Source organism: Mesorhizobium sp. M7A.F.Ca.CA.004.06.1.1 (assembly GCF_003999135.1).
In the GTDB taxonomy this organism is placed as follows: Bacteria; Pseudomonadota; Alphaproteobacteria; order Rhizobiales; family Rhizobiaceae; genus Mesorhizobium.
Genome location: NZ_RZPQ01000029.1, coordinates 1 through 19,058, shown reverse-complemented (window position 1 = coordinate 19,058; position 19,058 = coordinate 1). Strand labels below are relative to the sequence as shown.

Sequence of the window (19,058 nt, the reverse complement as noted above, 5' to 3'; positions counted from 1 at the left end):
CAAATGCTGCTCTCCTGTTCGATCAGCGCGGCCAGTTGGTTGACCTCGTCGATGCTGTGGATCTGGCGCCGGTTGACGGCGAGATGGCGGCCGAATCGCAGCGCCTTTGCTTCACAACTGGCGCGCAGATCCTCGTCGGCAATGGTCTCGAAATCGGCATTGTGGGCGAGGCCGAGGATACGCCGATGAACCTCGATGCCGGCAAAGCCGAGCAGGTCGGTCCACATCTGGTGCAGCACATGGTCGAGCGCCTGCTCGGCGCCGAGCCTGTCGCCCTGATCCTCGAACAGGCTCTTCTGATAGAGCATGCCGGTGCGCTCGGTGCGCCATAGATGCGAGAATTCGGCGCGGAACACCGACCATGTCTCGACCGTCACACCGAGCAGATAGGCGCGCATGGCGTCGCGCTTTCCCTCCTCCTCGTGGCCGCGTTGCGAGAAGAACGACATCCAGAAATTGGCGAGCAGCATGCCGACATCGAAAGCCATCGGACCGTAGAAGGCGAACTCCGGATCGATCATCCGGGTTTCGCTGTCGGTGACCATGATCGAGCCGGAATGCAGATCGCCATGCAGCAGCGTTTCGGCATTGGCGGCGAAGATGTGCTTCAGCCGCTGCGCCTCGACCTTGAGGTCGCGGTCGGCGCGCAGTTCGGCGACCAGGCCGTCGAGCTGCGGCGAGGTGTGCCGGTTCATCTTGGCGTCGAAATAGGGGTCGGAAAACACCAGGCTTTCGGTGATGTCGCAAAGCTCGACATTGTCGGCGAACAGCGCCAGATCGGCCTTGCGGTCCTTGGCGGCCATATGGAGGTCGGAGCCGCGAAACAGCGTCCGGGCCATGAACAGGCCGATATCCCGGGCGATGTTCGGCAATTGCCGGCCGTCGATCAGCGCACGGCGCAGGATGATATGCGGCGGCGCAAGATATTCCATGATGATCAGCGCCTGGCCTTCATCGAAATAATGGATCGCCGGCACCGAGCCTGGCGCGCGTGCCTCTTGCCTGGTCAGTGCGTGATATTCGAAGAAGGAGCGCTTCAACGGCAGCGGCCAGCTGTCGCCGACCAGGCGAACATAGGGCAGGGCTTGCTTGACCACGGCTGCACCGCTGGCGCCCTCGACGATGAACACCAGGTTGAGATTGCCGTCGCCGACCTCGCGGACCTTCCAGGCGCCAGTGTCCTTGCCGATCTTCGCGCATAGCGCCTCGTTGCCGCCAAGGCGTGCAGCCAGGGTTTCGACCGATAGTGCTTCGAACGGCAATTTTTCAGTCATCGTCATCCTCCCGCTTATGCGCTCCGAACATAACGGAGGCGTGGCGGCTGGGCCAAGCTAGGAAGCGATCTGGCAATTGTCAATCGTGTTGACAATTGCCGATACAGCCCATAGCGTCATGTCAGGGAGGAACGCATGGTCGGTAATGCCGTGTTCCGCGTAGAGGGACTGAGGAAATCCTTTGGCCATAACGAGGTGCTAGGCGGCGTCTCGGTCGAATTGCATGCCGGCGAAGTCACCGTGCTGATGGGCGCCAACGGCGCCGGCAAATCCACCCTCGTCAAGATCATCTCCGGTGTCTACGAACGCGGCGGCGGCACGATGGCGCTCGCCGACCAGGATTTCGCACCGAAAACCCCGGCCGAAGCGATCCGCGCCGGCGTTGTCACCGTGCACCAGAATATTAACGACGGTGTCGTCGCCGACCTCGACGTCGCCACCAACCTGACCCTCGACCGACTGAGCGGCAGCGGCGCGCCGACCCTGTTCAATCCCGTCCGTGTGCGGCGGGAGGCCAAGGCGGTTGCCGACCGCATGGGGCTGGCCATCGATTTGAAGGCGCGGGTGAGCGATCTTTCGCTGGCCGATCGCCAGATGGTGGCGATTGCCCGCGCGCTGGCGCACAAGCCGAAAGTGCTGATCCTCGACGAGCCGACCTCATCGCTGTCCAGCGCTGAGGCCGACCGGCTGTTCGCGCTGATCGACAGGCTGCGCGAGCAGGGCGTGGCGATCCTCTACATCTCGCATCGCATGTCGGACATCAGGCGGCTGGCCGACCGCATCGTCTCGATGCGTGACGGGATCATCTCAGGCATTTTCGACAGGAAACCGCTCGACTATGAAGGCGCGGTCAACGCCATGCTCGGCCGCAAGATCCATCTCGACCAGATCGTCGTCAGGAATTCGGCCAAGGCAGTCGTGACGATCGAGGGTCTACGCATTGCGCCGGGCGCCCGGCCGATCTCGCTGACGCTCGGCGACGGCGAGGTCGTTGCCATCACCGGCCTCGTCGGCGTCGGCAAGACGGCGCTTGCCGAGACTCTCTTTGGTGTGCGCCAGCCGCTCGCCGGCACAATGACGCTGAACGGCAGGCCTTATGCACCTGAAACAGCCGGCGAAGCGATCGCCGCCGGCGTGTTCCTCGTTGCCAAGGACCGCGGCGAGAATGGCATCGTCCAAGGCTTCAACATCCAGGAAAATATCAGCCTGCCGTTTCACAAGCGCATGTCGCGCTTCGCTGTTCTCAGGCGCCGTCTGGAACGCGCCACCGCGCGCCGGCAGATCGAAGAACTGGGCATCGTCTGTCGGTCCGAGAAGGACGACATGTCGGAGCTGTCCGGCGGCAATCAGCAGAAGGTGATGGTCGCGCGCTGGATGGCGCAGGATGCAAGGCTGTTCATCCTGGATGAGCCGTTTCAGGGCGTCGATATCTCGGCCCGGCGCGACATTGCCGCCAAGCTCAGGGCGAGTGCAAACGGACGCGCCACGCTTTTGTTCGTCACCGAACTCGACGAGGCCTTGGAAACCGCCGATCGCATCCTGGTCATGTCGGAACAGACTATCGTCGGCGAACACCGCAATGCCGATGTCGATCTCGACCGCCTGCTGGCCGAGGTTGCCGGCGGACCGCTGCACAGTGCGGCCTGAGCGCGGGCGATAGGAATTGGAATGGAGAGAGCATGGGTTCGGATTGGATAAAGACGGCAGCAGCGCGCGGGAGCGCCGGATGACATTGCGCGACCACGCCATCCGCTACGGGTTCATCGTGCTCTTGTTCGGGCTCGTCGCCTATTTCTCGATCGCCGCCGACGGTTTCGTTTCGCCGCAAAGTGCCGTTTTCATCTTCCAGTCGGTCGCCATCACCGGCGTGCTGGCGCTCGGCGTCACCGCCACGCTGGTCGTCGGCGGCTTTGATCTCTCGATCGGCTCCGTCGCCACGTCAGCCATGATGGCGGCCGCCTATGTGATGGTGGTGCTGGAGCAGAACGCCCTTGTCGCGGTCGTCGTCTGCCTGCTCATCGGCGCAATTGTCGGCCTGATCAATGGCTGGCTGATCGTCTACATGCGCGTGCCCGATCTGCTGGCGACGCTCGGCATGATGTTCCTGCTCGTCGGCCTGCAGCGCATTCCAACCGAAGGCCGCTCGATCGCCACCGGCATGACCATGCCGGACGGTTCGGTCGCCAGCGGCAAATTCTCCGACGCCTTCCTGGCGCTCGGCCGCCACCGTTTCGATTTCTTCATCCCGAACCTCATTCCGGTGTCGGTGGTGGTCCTGCTCGTGCTCGCCGTGCTGATCTGGTTCTTCCTCGAATACACACGTTTCGGTCGCATGATGTATGCCGTGGGCAGCAATGAGCGCGCCGCCGAACTCGCCGGTGCGCCTGTCAAGGCATACAAGATCTGGGCCTACGTTATTTCAGGAGTTTTTGCCTCGATCGGCGGCATTTTGCTCGCTGCCCGGCTTGGACGCGGCGACATCGCCTCGGGTAATAATCTGCTGCTCGATGCGGTCGCCGCGGCGCTGATCGGCTACGCGGTGCTAGGTGCCGCCAAGCCGAACGCCTTCGGCACCGCCATCGGCGCGCTGTTCGTCGGCATCTTGCTGCAAGGCCTGACGATGATGAACGCGCCTTACTACACGCAGGATTTCGTCAAGGGCGTGGTTCTGGTCGTCGCCCTTGTCTTCACCTTTGCGCTTTCGGGCAGGGGCAGGAGGTAGCTTTCGACCGGAACAGGATTTTGGGTTCAACAAGAGTGGAGGAAAACAAAGTGAGCATTACAAGAAGACTTCTGGGGAAGGTGGCGCTCGGATTGGCCGGCGCAACCATGCTGATGCAGGTCCCGGCTTTTGCCGCGGACAAGCCGGCGCCTTTCGACAAGCCCGGCGTCAAGATCGCGCTGGTGCGTTATCTCTCGACCGGCGACTTCTTCCAGGCCTATCTGTCGGGCGTCGAGGCGCAGTCGAAGGCGCTCGGCATCGACCTGCGTGTCCTCGACAGCCGCCAGGATGCCGCCCTTCAGTCCGACATGGTCGATCAGGCCATCGCGCTTGGCGTGCAGGGCATCATCATCCAGCACGGCCTGACGGAATCGATGAAGGACGCCGCCCAGCGTGCGGTCGACGCCGGCATCAAGGTGGTGGCGTTCGACGTCAATGTCGAGAATCCCAAGATCCCGCAGATCGAACAGTCCGACCGCGACTTGGCGCGCCTCGCCCTCGAGCAGGCGGTCAAGGACAATGGCGAAAGCTGGAATGCCGGCTATGTCTATGTCGCCGGCATCGCGCCGCTCGACCGCCGCAACGAGACCTGGGTCGACGTCAAGAAGAAGTATGCCGGCATCAAGGAAGTCGCGATGTTCGGCACGCTCGACAATCCGATTGCCAACTCAGTCGCCAACCAGGCGCGTTCGGTGCTGACGGCGCATCCCGACATCAAGGTGATGTTTGCTCCCTATGACGAATTTGCCAAGGGCGTGAAGATCGCCGTCGACGAAGCGGGCTTGAACAAGGGCATCAAGATCTATTCGGCCGATATCTCGACGTCCGATATCGCTGCGATGCGTGAGCCCGACAGCGCCTGGGCCGCGACCGCCGCGACCAATCCGGCTGTCGTCGGCCAGGTCTCGGTGCGTGCGCTGGCGCAGTTGCTGGCCGGTGAAGACCCCGGCCACAACGTCGTCGTGCCGCCGACGCTGATCACCCAGAAGGACCTCATCGACAAGGACATCAAGAACATGGAGGACCTGTCGGCCAAGCTGCCGCAGTTCGCCCATGCCGATGTCGCGATGCCGGCCTGGATGCCGAACCCGAACGCGAAGTAGGTTTCGTTATCGAAGGCCGCCTGCAGCCGCTTGCTGCAGGCGGCCTTTTGCTGAATATCTGCAGCCGGCGCCAGGCTCCGGCCCAAGGTACGGTGCTTATATGGAAGTCCAGGCGGCAATCGAGGAAGACCTGTCCGGCGCCGTCGCCGGAACCTTGTTTCGATGCCCGCAGTGACGAGGCTGATTCGAGGCTGGGAACCAGGGCCTGGAAACACATTCTAGAGTTGCTGTAGCAGGGGTTTCGCGGCGGCCGAAGGATGCTGGTCGTTCCAGAAGTCGAGCACAGTCGAGATTATTGCCTCCGGCGCGTCTTCCTGAACGAGATGTTTGGCATTTGGAACCGTGATGAACGGCGCACCGGGAATGCGGCGCGCGAGTTCTCGCCCGTCGTCGAGCGGAATCCACTCGTCGTCTTCACCCCACAGGATCGTCACAGGGCAACGTATCTCGTCGTATCGCCACTCGACCTCTCGACTGTACTTGTCGTCCATCTGTGCGATCTGACGCCAAAAAGCCTTCTGTCCCTCGTCTCCAAGCCATGGCTGCAGATAGAGCTGCATTTCGTCCGCGCGCAATGCGTTCGCGACAGCGCCGCCAATATAGGCGCGAAGCATGGCTTCATGGATATAGGCGGGCAGACTGGCAAACGCTTTCTCGTGTTCTTTTGCCGCTTGAACCAAGGGCGATCCCTGAGGGCTGATCGCGACCGGATCAATCAGCACCAGAGAGCGATAATCGAGCCCATTGAGCAGGTGGCCGCGCAACGCGACGGAGCCGCCGAAGTCATGCGCCACGATGTCTGGCCACTCCAGCTCCCAGTGAGCGTAGAGCGCCGCGAACAACTCGTTTTGAATGCCGCGCGACACGTCCGCGTCGGGCTTGGCGGATTGCCCGTAGCCGAGCATGTCAAAATAGTAGATCCGGCGCCGCTGCCCGAGCCAAGCTGCAATGCGCCGCCATTCCACCGACGAGAACGGGGTACCATGAAGCAAGACCGCCGGCGGGCCGTCGCCGATCGCTCCCCATGCGATCGGGTGACCCGAAAAAATAAAGCGTTCGGGCAGGGACCAGTCATCGGTTGGCATGAGGGAACTCCCGGCAACAATTTAGCTGCTTGACCTTGCTCGATCTCAATGGTCGGTCGGGTCGAAAGTTCCCAACCGCCCCTTCTCGAGCAAGCTTCGGAGTTGCACCGCACCTTTCGTCTGGACGGATCTCTACGTCAGCGCAGCGCTGCCGCGATATTCCCGCCGTCGACCGTCGTCACATCGGCGGTGGTGCGGTCGGCCAGCGCGTGATGCAGGAAGGCCTGCGCCACGTCCTGCGCCGTCACTTCCTGGCCGAGCAGATTGCCGGACATGTAGTCCTTCTCCGACACGCCCCGCGCGCCCGAACGGCTGGCAATCATGGCGTCGGTCAGAAGCCCCGAGCGGATGCGGTCGGCGTTGACGGCGTTGGAGCGGATGCCATGCGCGCCATAGTCAAGCGCGTACTGCCTGGACAGGAACAGTGTCGCCGCCTTCGGCACGCCATAGGCGCCGAACTTCGGGCCGGGGTTGACCGCCTGTTTGGAGGTGTTGAACAAAAGCACGCCGCCTGTGCCCTGCTCGAGCATGATGCGCACCGCATTCTGCGCCACCGATTGGTGGGCGAAGAAATTGAGCTCGAAACTCTTGCGCAGGAGCGCGTCGTCGAGCTCACCGATGCGACCTTCCCAGGCGGCGCCGGCATTGGAAACCAGGATGTCGACACCGCCGAACACGGCAACCGCTCTGTCGAAGGCGGCACGCACCTGCGCCGGGTCGGTGATGTCGGCGGCGACGCCGATCGAATTGTTGCCGGCCTTCTTCGCCGCGTCGGCAGCCTTTTCGGCGTCGAGATCGACGACGACGGCATGGGCGCCATTGTCGGCGAACAATTTGGCTGTCGCTGCACCGATCGCGCCGGCGCCGCCGGTGATCAGCACCACCTGGCCAGTCAGTGGCTTCGGCTTGTTGGAGGCGAGCTTGGCCTGTTCCAGCGACCAGTATTCGAGCGGGAACAGATCGGCCTTGGAGAGCGGGTGGAAACGGCCGACCGCCTCGGCGCCGCGCACCGCCTCGATCCACATCTCGCCGACATCCGAGGCGATCTTCGCGTCCTTCAGCGTGCGGCCATGGCCGAACATGCCGAGGCCCGGCACCAGCGTCAGCCGCGGCATCTGGTCGAGCATGGTGCGCTTGACGTCGTCGAGCGCATCATTGGTTTCGAAATAGGCGCGATAATCCTTGGCGAACGCGTCGACATGGCTCTTGATTGCCACCTTGTAGTCACCGGCCTTGTCAGCATCGGGCGCCGGCAGCGCCATTGGGCCGGTCTTGATGCGGATCGACAGATCCGGTGTCGACACGCCGCGTCCGGCATAGTCGGCGATCTCAGCCGAATTGATGAAATCGACAATTGCCGGCGAAGTGCGGAAATCGCTGATCATGCGGTCGAAGCGGCCTCCGCCGCGCGCTACCGCCACCGCACCACGCAGCATCGGCGCGATCGACGCCGGTGTCGCGAGCTTTGCCGGCAAGGCTGCCTTTGCCGCCTTCGGCTTGCCGCTTGCGGCAATGAAGTCCTCGGCGACATTCACATAATGGATCATCCGGTCGTAGGCCTGTTTGGCGTCGTCGCCGAAGGTGAAAATGCCGTGCTTGTCGAGGATCAGGCCTTCGACATCAGGGTCGGCGTCGAAGATATCTGCGGCCGCCTTGGCGAGGTCGAAGCCGGGCATGATGTAAGGCACGTAACCCATCTTGCTGCCGAACACCGTCTTCACCAGCGGCTTGGAGTCCTCCTGGTCGACGATGGCGAGGATGGCGGTCGAGTGCGTGTGGTCGACGAATTTGTGCGGCAGGAAGGCATGCAGCAGCGTCTCGACCGACGGGTTGGGCGAGGACGGATCGATGAGGTTGACGCGTTGCAGGGCAACCATGTCCTCGTCGGCCAGCCTGTTCAGCGCGCGCGCCTTGAGCAGCGGCTTGAGCTTGACGGCCGGCAGGCCCTGCGGCTCGATGATGCCCATGTCCCAGCCGCTGCCCTTGACGCACAGCACGTCCCACTGGTCGCCGACGAGGTCGGTTGCCGTCGTCTTGCAAGAGGTGTTGCCGCCGCCATGCAGGACCAGCCGTGGTTCGCCGCCGAGCAGCCGGGTCGTGTAGACGCGCAGCGCCAGGTCGCGGCCGACACCCTTTTTCGCGTAGTCGGCGACGAGTTTTTCGGCTGTTTCGTCATTCCACAAATTGTTCATGTTCGCTTCGTCCGGTTGTTTGTTTTGATGGTGAAACAGGATTGCCGCGACGCTTTGATGACAATGCGCCGGCGGCGGAGAGGAGGATTTCTAGGAGGCCTTTTCTGTCGTGGCAGCCGCATGATCCAGGAGCCGCTGCGCCATGTGCGCGCCGACCACCAGATGCGTGCAAAGGCCGCCCGCGATCGCCGCGAGCAGCGGTTCGAACTTGCTGTCCTCCTGCACCACCACCAAACGCCTGGCGATGGCGCGCAGCGAGGCAAGCTCGGCGGAGATCACCCGGCGGTTATAACTGCAGCCGAGCACCTTGCCTTCGGCGTCTATGATCTGCCCGGCAATCACGCCGGCAGCGCCTTGGCTGCGCAGATCCGCCATTTCTCTTGGCGTCAGCGCGCCGCATTTGACCAGATGGCTGTCGGCGTCGACCGCGCCGACCGAGTATAACGCCAGGTCGCATTCGCTGACACCCGACAATTGTTCCCGGATCACCGGCTCGGCACGCAGCGCCCGCGCGAGTTCTTCCGTCGACAGCACCAGCGGCGCGTAGAAATTGAGCCCCTTGGCGTTGAGCCGCCGGGCGATCTCCATGGTGCATTGGTCGGGGCGATAGGAATAGGGTGCGCCGAGATTGCCGCAGAGCTGCACCACTGTGACATCCTGCAGATCGGCATAGGACATCACGTCGGCGATCATATAGACGGTGCGGCCCCAGGCGACGCCGATGCGGTCGCCCTTCTTGACCAGTTCGAGAAAGACGCTTGCCGCCAGCACGGCGATTTCCGTCGACGGGTCGGCAATATGATCATTCTCCGGTGCGATCCAGACGGCGTCGAGGCTCAACGCATCCTCGAGCTTGCGCGCCAGCACGTCGTCGGTGAAAAGCTGGGTCGAAGTCGAGATGTTGACGATGCCGGTCTCGCGCGCCTTGCGCAGATACATGGCGACCGAGGCACGGGAAATGTTAAGCTGGCTCGCCACCTGGTCCTGCCGCAGGCCATGGGCATAGTAGAGCCAGGCGGCCTTGTGGATGAGTTGTTCTGCCGGTCGGATCGCCATGCCGTCTCCTCGGCTGACATTATTCACGGCTCTCGACAAAAGTCAAACTGGGCAGAGGTATGCGATACTCCCGCTTACGCTGAATCTGGTTCATCATTGCGCCGAATGCGCTCTGTCGTGGCATCGTTTGTGGTGACGCGGACCGAGCCTATGACTAGAACGTCTGAAAGAAATCGGGGAGCATGGGATGGGCAGTCCTTACGAACAGGATCTCGACAAGAACGCGGCCAACCATCAACCGCTGACACCGCTCACCTATCTTGAGCGCGCGGCCAAGACCTATCCCGACCATCTCGCCATCATTCATGGCCACCAGCGTATCGACTATCGCACCTTCTGGCAGCGGTCGCTGAAGCTTGCCTCGGCGCTCGACAGGCGCGGCATCGGCAAGGGCGACACCGTCACCGTCATGCTGTCAAACACGCCGCCGATGCTGGAGGCGCATTTCGGCGTGCCGATGACCAAGGCGGTGCTGCATTCGCTCAACACCCGCCTCGATGCCGCGGTCATCGCCTTCCAGCTCGATCATGCCGAGACCAAGGTGCTGATCGTCGACCGCGAATTCTCCGGCGTTGTCAGGCAGGCCCTGGAACTGGCCAAGGTCAAGCCGCTGGTCATCGACTATGATGATCCCGAATACGCCGACGACGCGCCGTATCCGAAGGGCGAGCGGGTTGGCACGCTGGACTATGAGGCGTTTGTTGCAGGCGGCGCCGAGGATTTCGCTTGGTCGATGCCCGACGATGAGTGGGACGCCATCTCGCTCAACTACACTTCCGGAACGACAGGCAATCCGAAGGGCGTCGTCTACCACCATCGCGGTGCCGCGCTGATGGCCTACACCAACACCATTCATGCGGGCATGGCCAAGCACGCCGTCTATCTCTGGACGCTGCCGATGTTCCACTGCAATGGCTGGTGCTTTCCCTGGACGCTCGCTGTCCAGGCCGGCACCCATGTCTGCCTGCGCTGGGTGCGGCCGAAGCCGATCTACGATGCGATTGCCGATCACGGCGTCACCCATCTGTGCGGCGCCCCGGTCGTCATGTCGGTGCTGATCAATGCCAGGGAGGAGGACAAGCGCGAATTCCCGCAGACTGTCACCTTCAACACCGCGGCAGCTCCGCCACCGGAAGCGGTGCTGTCGGGGATGGCCGATGCCGGCTTTGCCGTCACCCACCTCTACGGCCTGACCGAGACCTATGGTCCGGCGGTCGTCAACGAATGGCATGGCGCTTGGGATGATCTCGAAAAGGGCGAGCGCAGTGCCAGGAAGGCGCGGCAGGGCGTGCGCTATGCGGCGCTCGAAGGCCTGACCGTCATGGACCCCGAGACGATGCGGACCACACCGGCCGATGGTGAGACCATCGGCGAGGTCATGTTCCGCGGCAACATCGTCATGAAAGGCTATTTGAAGAACCGCAAGGCGAGCGACGAGGCCTTCGCCGGCGGCTGGTTCCACTCCGGCGATCTCGGCGTCATGCACCCCGATGGCTACATCCAGCTCAAGGACCGCTCCAAGGACATCATCATCTCCGGTGGCGAGAACATTTCCTCTATCGAGGTCGAGGACGCGCTCTACAAGCACCCGTCGGTTGCCTCTTGCGGCGTCGTCGCCAGGCCCGACGACAAATGGGGCGAGGTGCCTGTTGCCTATGTCGAGCTGAAGCCCGGCAAGGCCGCGACCGAAGCCGAGATCATCGATCATTGCCGCGCGCTGCTTGCCCGGTTCAAGGTGCCGAAGGCGGTCATCTTCGCCGAAATCCCGAAGACCTCGACCGGCAAGATCCAGAAATTCCGGTTGCGCGAGATGGCGAGGGGGACTTAAGCCTCGTCGCTGCTCTCCTCCAGTTACGACCTTTGCGATTGGGCAAAGCCTCCGCGACTTTCGTCGGTTCCCTGTCACCATCTGTCATCATTCGTACGTGTACACCGAATCCGCATTGACAGGTCGCTCTTTTCAATTTACGAGTGACGAAAATCGAAATTCATCACTCGTAAATCGATAGAGGATCATGTCCGAAGCCGCCACCATAGTCGCCGAAGCCGCCCGACAGGAAAATGTAACGCGCATTCTCGATTGCGCCGAGCGCCTGTTCCGGCACTATGGCTACGGCAAGACCAATGTCGCCGACATCGCGCGTGAGCTCGGCATGTCGCCCGCCAACATCTACCGTTTCTTCGCCTCCAAGGTCGAAATCCACCAGGCCGTCTGCGGCCGTATGCTCGGCGCCAGCTACAAGATGGCCTACGAGATTTCGCGCCTGCCGATCAGCGCCGAGGAGCGGCTTCGGCGTTACGTGCATGCGCAATACAAGATGACGATGGAGGTCATGCTCGACGACCAGAAGGTCCACGAGATGGTCATCGTCGCCCTCGAACGGGACTGGAGTGTGATCGACAAGCATGTCGACAGCATTCACGACCTGTTTGCGGAGGTGATCCGCGACGGCATCGAGGCCGGTGAGTTCAGACAACAGGACCCGGTGACCGCGTCGCGCTGCTTCGGTGCCGCAACGGTCATCCTGTGCCATCCGCAAATGGTTGCGCAGTGCCTTGCCAAGACCAACCGGGCGATGCCCGACGATCTGATCGACTATGCGATCAGAGCTCTGAAGTAATAGCCCCCGCCAGCCGGTTGTCGACCATTCATCTCCAGTCGGAGTACCAAGATGTCTTTGTCCAATTCCATCCTTCGCAAGCTGCCAGTTGCCGGCCTGATCGTCGCCACTCTCGGGCTTGCCGGCTGCAGCCAGGAAAAAGCCGAAGTCAAGGATATCATCCGTCCCGTCAAGGTTGTCGAGATCGCGAAGGTGCACGACACCCGCACGCTCTCCTATTCCGGCTCGGTGCGAGCCCGCACCGAGAGCGCTCTGGCGTTCCGCGTCAATGGCAAGATCACCGAGCGCCTCGTCGATATCGGCCAGCATGTGGCCGCGGGCGATGTGCTCGCCCGCATCGATCCCATTGACTACGACCTCTCGGTCAAGAGCGCGCAGGCAGCGCTCGATGCCGCCGAGCGGCAGGTCGAGACTGTGGAGCTTGCCCGCAAGCGAGCCGAGCAGCTTTTTGCCAAGAATTTTGCCCCGAAATCACAGCTCGAACAGGCGACCTTGACCTATGACCAAGCGGTCGCCACGCGTGATTCCGCCCTTTCGACACTTGCACAGGCGAAGAACCAGGTCGGCTATACCGATCTCAAGGCCGACAGGGATGGCATCGTCACCACGGTCAGTGCCGACGTCGGTCAGGTCGTCGGTTCCGGTACGCCGGTTGTCACTGTCGCCGTCGACGGCGAGAAGGAAGTGCTGATCGCCGTCCCCGAAATGGAAATCGCCGAATTCAGGCCGGGCAAGGCAGTCAAGGCGGGCTTCTGGTCCGACGATGCGCTGGCGCTCGATGGCAAGGTCCGCGAAGTCGCCGGTAGCGCCGATCCGCAGTCACGCACCTTTGCCGTCCGCGTCAGCCTGCCAAACGATCCGCGTGTGCTGCTCGGCATGACCGCCAGCATCGAAGCCTCGGCGGCCAATGAGCGGCAGCTGGTCTCGATCCCGCTGAGCGCATTGGCCGAGCAAGGCACCCAATCGATCGTCTGGACCGTCGATCGTGGCGCCGACACCGTTCATGCCCGTCCGATCAAGGTTGCCGAGTTCGCCGCCGATGGCGTGCGTGTCGCAGAGGGTTTGAAACCCGGCGATGTCGTGGTCGCCGCCGGCACGCAATTCATGACCGAAAACCTGAAGGTGAAGCTCGCTGGTGATGCGGCGCTGCAATCGGCATCCGCGGCAGACGGCGACGCCAAGCAGGTGCGCTGACGACAGACAACCGGCTGCGCGTTCCCGCAGTCGTTGGTTTCCGGGCGGCAGGCGCCCGACCGAGACGCTCGATTGATGTAACCCCCACATCGATCTCGCGTCCCACCGCGATGAGTGCTTCTCCGCTCGGAGAGCCTTGCCGCCCGGAAGCCACTATGAACCCTCGATTTTGTTGCGCTAGATAGATGGACCAGCGTCGATGACCAATTCCACGGAAGAGAAGCGGCCCTTCAACCTGTCGCGCTGGGCAATCGGCCATCCCGCCATTGCGCGGTTCCTGTTCGGCCTGATCATCATTTCCGGCGCGCTCGGCCTGATGCGTATGGGCCAGAAGGAAGATCCCGATTTCACCTTCCGGATCATGGTCGTCCAGGCGATCTGGCCGGGCTCCTCGATCAAGGAGATGGAAGACCAGGTCGTCAACAAGATCGAACGCAAGCTGCAGGAAACGCCGCATCTCGATTTCGTGCGCTCCTTCACCCGCGCCGGCAGCGCCATCATCACCGTGCAGATCAAGGGCGACACCAACACCGCCGAGGTGACCGACGCGTTCTACCAGGTGCGCAAGAAGGTGGGCGATATCCAGGGCGACCTGCCGCAGGGCCTGCTCGGCCCGTATTTCAACGACGAGTTCGGCGACACCTTCATCACCTTGCATTCGATCAGCGGCGACGGCTTCAGCTATCCCGAACTGAAGAAGTTCGCCATCCAGGCGCGCGACATGCTTTTGACGACGCCCGGCGTCGAGAAGGCCGTCATCATCGGCGACCAGCCGGAAAAGCTCTATGTCGACGTCTCGTCCAAGGCCCTGGCCGAACGCGGCCTGACGCTGACCGATCTGCAGAATGCGATCAAGGGACAGAACAATGTCGACCCGGCCGGCTCCGTCGATACCGGCACCAACTCGGTACGCATCTCCGTCGAGGGCGATGTCGGCAAGGTCGAGGATATCCGGAACCTGCGCCTGCGCGCCGGCGGCCAGGTCACAAGGCTGGGCGACATCGCCACGGTGACCTCGGGGCTGGAAGATCCGTTCCAGCGCAAATACCGCTTCAACGGTCACGACAGCGTGCAGTTGGGCGTCGTCATGGCCAAGGGCTTCAAGGTTACCGACGTCGGCAAGGATGTCGAGGCCACCTACAAGCGCTTCGAAGAGGCGCTGCCCTACGGCGTTGCGGTCGACCAGATCTCCGACCAGCCGGGCGTCGTCACCGATGCGGTGGCCGAGTTCATGCATGCGCTCGGCGAAGCGTTGCTGATCGTGCTCGTCGTCTCGTTCCTGTCGATAGGCTGGCGTTCTGGCCTGGTCATCGCCATCGCCATCCCGCTGGTGCTGGCTGCGACCTTCGCCATCATGTACGAACTCGGCATCGACCTGCAGCGCATCTCGCTCGGCGCGCTGATCATCGCGCTCGGTCTTCTGGTCGACGACGCGATGATCGTCGTCGAGATGATGGAGCGCAAGCTGGAGGAGGGGATGGTCAAGGTCGAGGCGGCGAGTTTTGCCTATTCCTCGACCGCCTTCCCGATGCTGACCGGCACGCTGATCACCACAGCCGGCTTCATTCCGGTCGGCTTCGCGGCCTCGACCGCCGGCGAATATGTCCGCACCCTGTTCTATGTCGTCGGCATCGCGCTGATCGTCTCCTGGTTCGTCGCGGTCTATTTCACGCCATGGCTCGGCAACATGATCCTCAAGCAGCGCAAGCATGCCGGCAGCCATCACGATGTCTTCGACACGCGTTTCTACCGCCGGCTTCGTGCTACCGTCAGCTGGGCCGTGCGCCATCGCATCATCGTCCTGGTGATGACGCTGGTCACCTTCGGCACCAGCCTGTGGGCTTTCCAGTTCATTCCGCAGAACTTCTTCCCGCAATCGTCGCGGCCGGAAATCCTCGTCGACCTTTGGCTGCCGGAAGGCACCAGCATCAAGGAAGTCGAGGCGCAGGCCAAGGCGCTCGAAACCAAGATGATGGACGACAAGGACAAGCGTTTCATCGCCACCTATATCGGCGAAGGCGCGCCGCGCTTCTTCCTGCCGCTGGACCAGCAGCTGAGCAACCCCAACTTTGCCCAGCTGCTCGTCATGGCCAATGACGAACCGGCCCGCGAACGGCTGATCGTCAAGTTGCGCACCGTTCTGGCTGAAGACTTCCCATCCATCCGTGCCAAGGTCGATCGTCTGTTCCTCGGCCCGCCGACCGGCTGGCCGGTGCAGATGCGCGTCATGGGGCCGGATCGCCAGGAGGTGCGCCGCATCGCCGACCAGGTGAAGGCGAAGTTCCGTGAGGATCCGCTGCTTGGCGCCGTGCATGATGACTGGCTGGAGCCGGTTCCGGCGATGAAGCTGGTCATCGATCAGGATCGTGCCCGCGCACTCGGCGTCACCTCGCAGCGCATCCGCCAGATGCTGCAGGCGGCGATGTCCGGCGCGCCGCTCGACGACTTCCGCGACGGCGAGGAGACGGTGTCCATCGTCGCCCGCGAGCCGGATGCCAGCCGCAGCCTGCTGTCCTCGGTCGACTCGGTCTATATCCCGACCGACTTCGGTGGCTTCGTGCCGCTGTCGCAGGTTGCCAAGGTGGTGCCGGTGCTGGAGCAAGGCATCGAGTGGCGCCGCGACCGTCTGCCGACCATCAGTGTGCGGGCAACGCTGCCCGACGGCGTGCAGTCCAATGACGTCGTCACCAAACTGTACAAGGATATGCAGGGCCTGCGTGACGGATTGGCGCCAGGTTACAAGGTCGAGATCCAGGGCGGTGCGGAGGATTCGGCGGAAAGCCAGGCTTCGATCGCCGCCAAGGCGCCGATCATGCTGGCCGTCATCGTCGTGCTTTTGATGATCCAGCTGCAGAACTTCGGCAAGGCGATGCTGGTGCTGGCGACCGGTCCGCTTGGCATTATCGGTGCTGCCGCGGCACTCTTGATCAGCGGCGCGCCGTTCGGCTTTGTCGCCATTCTCGGCGTCATCGCGCTGCTCGGCATCATCATGCGCAACTCGATCATCCTGGTCGACCAGATCGACCAGGACATCGCCGCGGGCATGGACCGCTACGAGGCGATCATCGGTTCGGCCGTTCGCCGTTTCCGGCCGATCACGCTGACGGCGCTGACGGCGGTGCTGGCGCTGATCCCGATCTCGCGCGGCGTCTTCTGGGGTCCGCTCGCCTACGCCATGATGGGCGGCATCCTCGTTGCCACGGTGCTGACCATCCTGGTCCTGCCTGCCGGCTACGCCCTGTTCTTCGGCCGGGAGCCGAAGAAGCGCGGGGCGGAGGGGCGGACCGACGATCTGGAACTGAGCCAGGAAGCCGAAAAGCCGCAACTGGCGCTGGCCGCCGAATAGACCGATCACGCCAGTCGAAAAGGATCGGGCGCGCCGAAGCGCGCCCGATCCTTTTCACTTTTACGAGGTCAGATGACGAAGAACCAGTTGGCGAGCAGCATCACCACCACGCCGGCGACCAGGGTCAGGTAGGGCAGTATGCCCGCCTTTTTGACCGAGAGGTCGGCCCCCGTCATGCCGAGATCGGCCAGCATGTGGTCGGGGAACTTGCCCTTGTCCTGGATGTAATGGCGGAAGCAGAACACCGGGATGATCAGGGCTGCCGTGATCAGGCCGGCCCACAGCGCCATCGGGTTCCAAACTTTGGCTCCCGCGCCCATGAAGATCATGTTGACATAGGCGAAGATCGCGCCGACGCCGAGCAACCAGCTCGGTGCTTTCCAAGGCCGGGCGATATGGCCGTTGTCGATGCGGTGGATCCAGCCGGCATTGAGGTTGAGGAAGTTGAAGATGATATAGCCGCAGTTCGACACGGCGAGGATGAAGAAGAAGCTCGTCGCGTCGGCAGAGGCGATGGCCAGCACGATCAGGTTGAAGACGAGATCGGTCCACATTGCCCGCGTCGGCGCGCCATGTTCGTTGACATGGCTGAGATAGCGCGGCAGCCAGCCATCGACCGAGCCCTGGTAGAGCGTGCGTGAAGAGCCGGCCATGGCCGTCATGATGCACAGAACCAGAGCCAGGATCATCAGCATCACCAAGAGGCTGTGGATCAGCGCCCCGCCGCCGACCATGCCGGCCAGCGCGTCGGCGACACCGGAGCCGTCGACGATCGGTGTCGCCAGCATGCCGTTGAGGCCAAGCACGCCCTGGAAGGTGAACGGCACCAGGATGAACAGCAGCATGCACAAAAGGCCGGAATAGAAGATGGCCTTGAACGTGTCGGTGCCCGGGTTCTTGAACTCCGAGGTGTAGCAGACGGCGGTCTCGAAGCCGTAGGTCGACCAGGCGGCGATGAACATGCCGCCAAGCACCAGCGTCCAGCCGGCAATGTTCCAGGCGCCGGGCTCGGGCGCGTAGGCTGCCGCCAGCGGCACCAGCGGCGAAAAATTCGCCCAGTTGATCTGGCCGGTGACGATCGGCACGACGCCGACGATCAGCATCGGGATGATGACCAGCAGGCCGATATATTTCTGCACGTTGGCAGTGCCGAGGATGCCGCGATGCTGGATGGCGAAGATGATCAGCATCAGCACCGCGCCGATGAAGAAGGTCGCGTTGAGGGTGAACGAGACCGGCCCCAGCGTGTGGCTGTAGAGCGTCCAGTTGCGGATCACCGGCGTTGCCGCGGTGGTCACCGCCGTGATGGCGTCGGCAGCACTCGTCCCGGCATGCGCGGCGATATAGGCGACGACTTCGGGCGAGGCATCGGTGAACAGCGGCACCGGCGCCAACGCGTTGAGGATATAAGCTGCGGCGATCGAGCAGCCGAGCGACAGCACCGGCGACCAGGCGAACCAGTTGCACCAGACCGACAGCGGCGCGATGAACTTGGAATAGCGCAGCCAAGCGGTGGCGCCGTAGATCGACGCGCCGCCCGACTTGTTCGGAAACAGGCCGGCGATTTCGGCATAGGTGAAGGATTGCAGGAAGCCCATGATCATGGAGAAGATCCAGATCGCGAAGGCCAGCGTGCCGGTCGTGCCGGCAATGCCGCCGATCGAGAACAGGACGAGGGCAGGCACGCCGCTCGCCACCCAGAAGGCGCCGCGCCAGTCGATATTTCGGTGCAACTTGCCTTCGGCAAGCGGCTCCAGGACAGTCGTTATCGTGCTCATATGTCTCTGTTCCCCATTTTGATGTTCCCCGTTCGTGACCGCCGCGGCTTCGCTAGGCTCACCATCGACGCATGCATTGATCGACTGCTGGTGTTTCCACTCAGTCGTATTTTTTTCTTAGGAGTGAAGATTGATCCGGCGCGCTTTCACGTCAAGCGAATTGTCGCGCCGTGCACATCACGCTTGCGAAACATGTCAGCTTCACACTGGCGGGCAGGATTGTTCGGAAAAGGACCAGGGGTCTGGAAACGAAAAACCCGCCGGAGGCGGGTCCCGGCGCAAATCAGCACCATGGACGAATATGTAGCATAGCTGCCCTCAGCAGGTCAAGAAAAAATTCCTATCAGGCTGCCAGCACGGCCTCACTGTCTTCGGAGGAAGGCCGTCAGGAGCGTGGTTTGATCTTTTGCGGATCGTAGTGGGCGAAGGCGACGACGCGCGCCAGCAGCCGTTTGGCATGGCCGTCGAGCTTGCCGATCTCGACCTCGGTACCGACAGCCGAATGGGTGACGTCGAGCCTGGCCAGCGCGACGGTCTTGTTCAACACCGGCGAGCGCATGCCCGACGTGACCACGCCGATCTGGGCGCGGCCGACATGCACGCAATCGCCATGGCCGACGTCGACATTGGCGTCGATGTCGAGGCCGACCAGCTTCGTCTGCGGGTGCTCCTTGCGGCGGATCAGCG

At 62.7% G+C, this 19,058-nt stretch carries 13 protein-coding genes; 7 read left to right on the top strand and 6 right to left on the bottom strand.

What is annotated here, in order from left to right:
• Window positions 1-1,274 (bottom strand): S-methyl-5-thioribose kinase (gene mtnK / locus EN906_RS03895; protein ID WP_127270091.1); only part of this gene is annotated, 1,274 nt, incomplete at its 3' end.
• Between the two features lie 135 nt (window positions 1,275-1,409).
• On the opposite strand from mtnK, the gene EN906_RS03890 reads away from it, so the two are divergent.
• The 3 genes from EN906_RS03890 to EN906_RS03880 all read left to right on the top strand — a co-directional run bounded on the left by EN906_RS03890 (window position 1,410) and on the right by EN906_RS03880 (window position 5,099).
• On the top strand, window positions 1,410-2,921 hold the full coding sequence (locus tag EN906_RS03890; protein WP_127270089.1) for a sugar ABC transporter ATP-binding protein: 1,512 nt from the start codon (window positions 1,410-1,412) through the stop codon (window positions 2,919-2,921).
• Window positions 2,922-3,000: 79 nt separating this feature from the next.
• On the top strand, window positions 3,001-3,996 hold the full coding sequence (locus EN906_RS03885; protein ID WP_127270087.1) for an ABC transporter permease: 996 nt from the start codon (window positions 3,001-3,003) through the stop codon (window positions 3,994-3,996).
• A 50-nt stretch (window positions 3,997-4,046) separates the two neighbouring features.
• Window positions 4,047-5,099, top strand: a complete 1,053-nt coding sequence (locus tag EN906_RS03880; RefSeq protein WP_023808755.1) for a substrate-binding domain-containing protein — start codon at window positions 4,047-4,049, stop codon at window positions 5,097-5,099.
• Window positions 5,100-5,317: 218 nt separating this feature from the next.
• Here EN906_RS03880 and EN906_RS03870 read toward each other — a convergent pair whose 3' ends face one another.
• The 3 genes from EN906_RS03870 to EN906_RS03860 form a co-directional block, all read right to left on the bottom strand.
• The gene (locus EN906_RS03870) at window positions 5,318-6,184 is read right to left on the bottom strand and encodes an alpha/beta hydrolase (RefSeq protein ID WP_127270083.1); all 867 of its coding nucleotides are present in this window, start codon (window positions 6,182-6,184) and stop codon (window positions 5,318-5,320) included.
• 137 nt (window positions 6,185-6,321) lie between these two features.
• Window positions 6,322-8,376: a bifunctional aldolase/short-chain dehydrogenase gene (locus EN906_RS03865; RefSeq protein WP_127270081.1), complete on the bottom strand. Its 2,055-nt coding sequence runs from the start codon at window positions 8,374-8,376 to the stop codon at window positions 6,322-6,324.
• Between the two features lie 90 nt (window positions 8,377-8,466).
• Window positions 8,467-9,432 carry a sugar-binding transcriptional regulator gene (locus tag EN906_RS03860; protein WP_127270079.1) on the bottom strand — a complete coding sequence of 322 codons (966 nt, stop codon included), beginning with the start codon at window positions 9,430-9,432 and terminating at the stop codon, window positions 8,467-8,469.
• Between the two features lie 187 nt (window positions 9,433-9,619).
• Here EN906_RS03860 and EN906_RS03855 point away from each other — a divergent pair, with 187 nt between their 5' ends.
• The 4 genes from EN906_RS03855 to EN906_RS03840 all read left to right on the top strand — a co-directional run bounded on the left by EN906_RS03855 (window position 9,620) and on the right by EN906_RS03840 (window position 16,593).
• Window positions 9,620-11,260, top strand: a complete 1,641-nt coding sequence (locus EN906_RS03855) for an acyl-CoA synthetase (RefSeq protein ID WP_127269136.1) — start codon at window positions 9,620-9,622, stop codon at window positions 11,258-11,260.
• Window positions 11,261-11,447: 187 nt separating this feature from the next.
• Window positions 11,448-12,053 (top strand): TetR family transcriptional regulator, encoded by a 606-nt coding sequence (locus EN906_RS03850; RefSeq protein ID WP_127269135.1) that lies wholly within the window; start codon window positions 11,448-11,450, stop codon window positions 12,051-12,053.
• A gap of 51 nt (window positions 12,054-12,104) precedes the next feature.
• Window positions 12,105-13,247: an efflux RND transporter periplasmic adaptor subunit gene (locus EN906_RS03845; RefSeq protein WP_127269134.1), complete on the top strand. Its 1,143-nt coding sequence runs from the start codon at window positions 12,105-12,107 to the stop codon at window positions 13,245-13,247.
• Between the two features lie 199 nt (window positions 13,248-13,446).
• Window positions 13,447-16,593, top strand: a complete 3,147-nt coding sequence (locus tag EN906_RS03840) for an efflux RND transporter permease subunit (RefSeq protein WP_127270076.1) — start codon at window positions 13,447-13,449, stop codon at window positions 16,591-16,593.
• Window positions 16,594-16,661: 68 nt separating this feature from the next.
• Here the strand turns inward: EN906_RS03840 and EN906_RS03835 are convergent, their stop codons facing one another.
• Window positions 16,662-18,371: an APC family permease gene (locus EN906_RS03835; protein WP_127270074.1), complete on the bottom strand. Its 1,710-nt coding sequence runs from the start codon at window positions 18,369-18,371 to the stop codon at window positions 16,662-16,664.
• Window positions 18,372-18,756: 385 nt separating this feature from the next.
• The coding region (locus EN906_RS03830) for a glycine cleavage T C-terminal barrel domain-containing protein (RefSeq protein ID WP_164777096.1) at window positions 18,757-19,058 on the bottom strand (302 nt) is incomplete at its 5' end.

Excerpts from the sequence above, each read along its gene's own strand:
- EN906_RS03890 (WP_127270089.1), top strand. The coding sequence starts at position 1,410 with ATGGTCGGTAATGCCGTGTTCCGCGTAGAGGGACTGAGGAAATCCTTT.
- EN906_RS03885 (WP_127270087.1), top strand. The coding sequence starts at position 3,001 with ATGACATTGCGCGACCACGCCATCCGCTACGGGTTCATCGTGCTCTTG.
- EN906_RS03870 (WP_127270083.1), bottom strand. The coding sequence starts at position 6,184 with ATGCCAACCGATGACTGGTCCCTGCCCGAACGCTTTATTTTTTCGGGT.
- EN906_RS03865 (WP_127270081.1), bottom strand. The coding sequence starts at position 8,376 with ATGAACAATTTGTGGAATGACGAAACAGCCGAAAAACTCGTCGCCGAC.
- EN906_RS03860 (WP_127270079.1), bottom strand. The coding sequence starts at position 9,432 with ATGGCGATCCGACCGGCAGAACAACTCATCCACAAGGCCGCCTGGCTC.
- EN906_RS03855 (WP_127269136.1), top strand. The coding sequence starts at position 9,620 with ATGGGCAGTCCTTACGAACAGGATCTCGACAAGAACGCGGCCAACCAT.
- EN906_RS03850 (WP_127269135.1), top strand. The coding sequence starts at position 11,448 with ATGTCCGAAGCCGCCACCATAGTCGCCGAAGCCGCCCGACAGGAAAAT.
- EN906_RS03845 (WP_127269134.1), top strand. The coding sequence starts at position 12,105 with ATGTCTTTGTCCAATTCCATCCTTCGCAAGCTGCCAGTTGCCGGCCTG.
- EN906_RS03840 (WP_127270076.1), top strand. The coding sequence starts at position 13,447 with ATGACCAATTCCACGGAAGAGAAGCGGCCCTTCAACCTGTCGCGCTGG.
- EN906_RS03835 (WP_127270074.1), bottom strand. The coding sequence starts at position 18,371 with ATGAGCACGATAACGACTGTCCTGGAGCCGCTTGCCGAAGGCAAGTTG.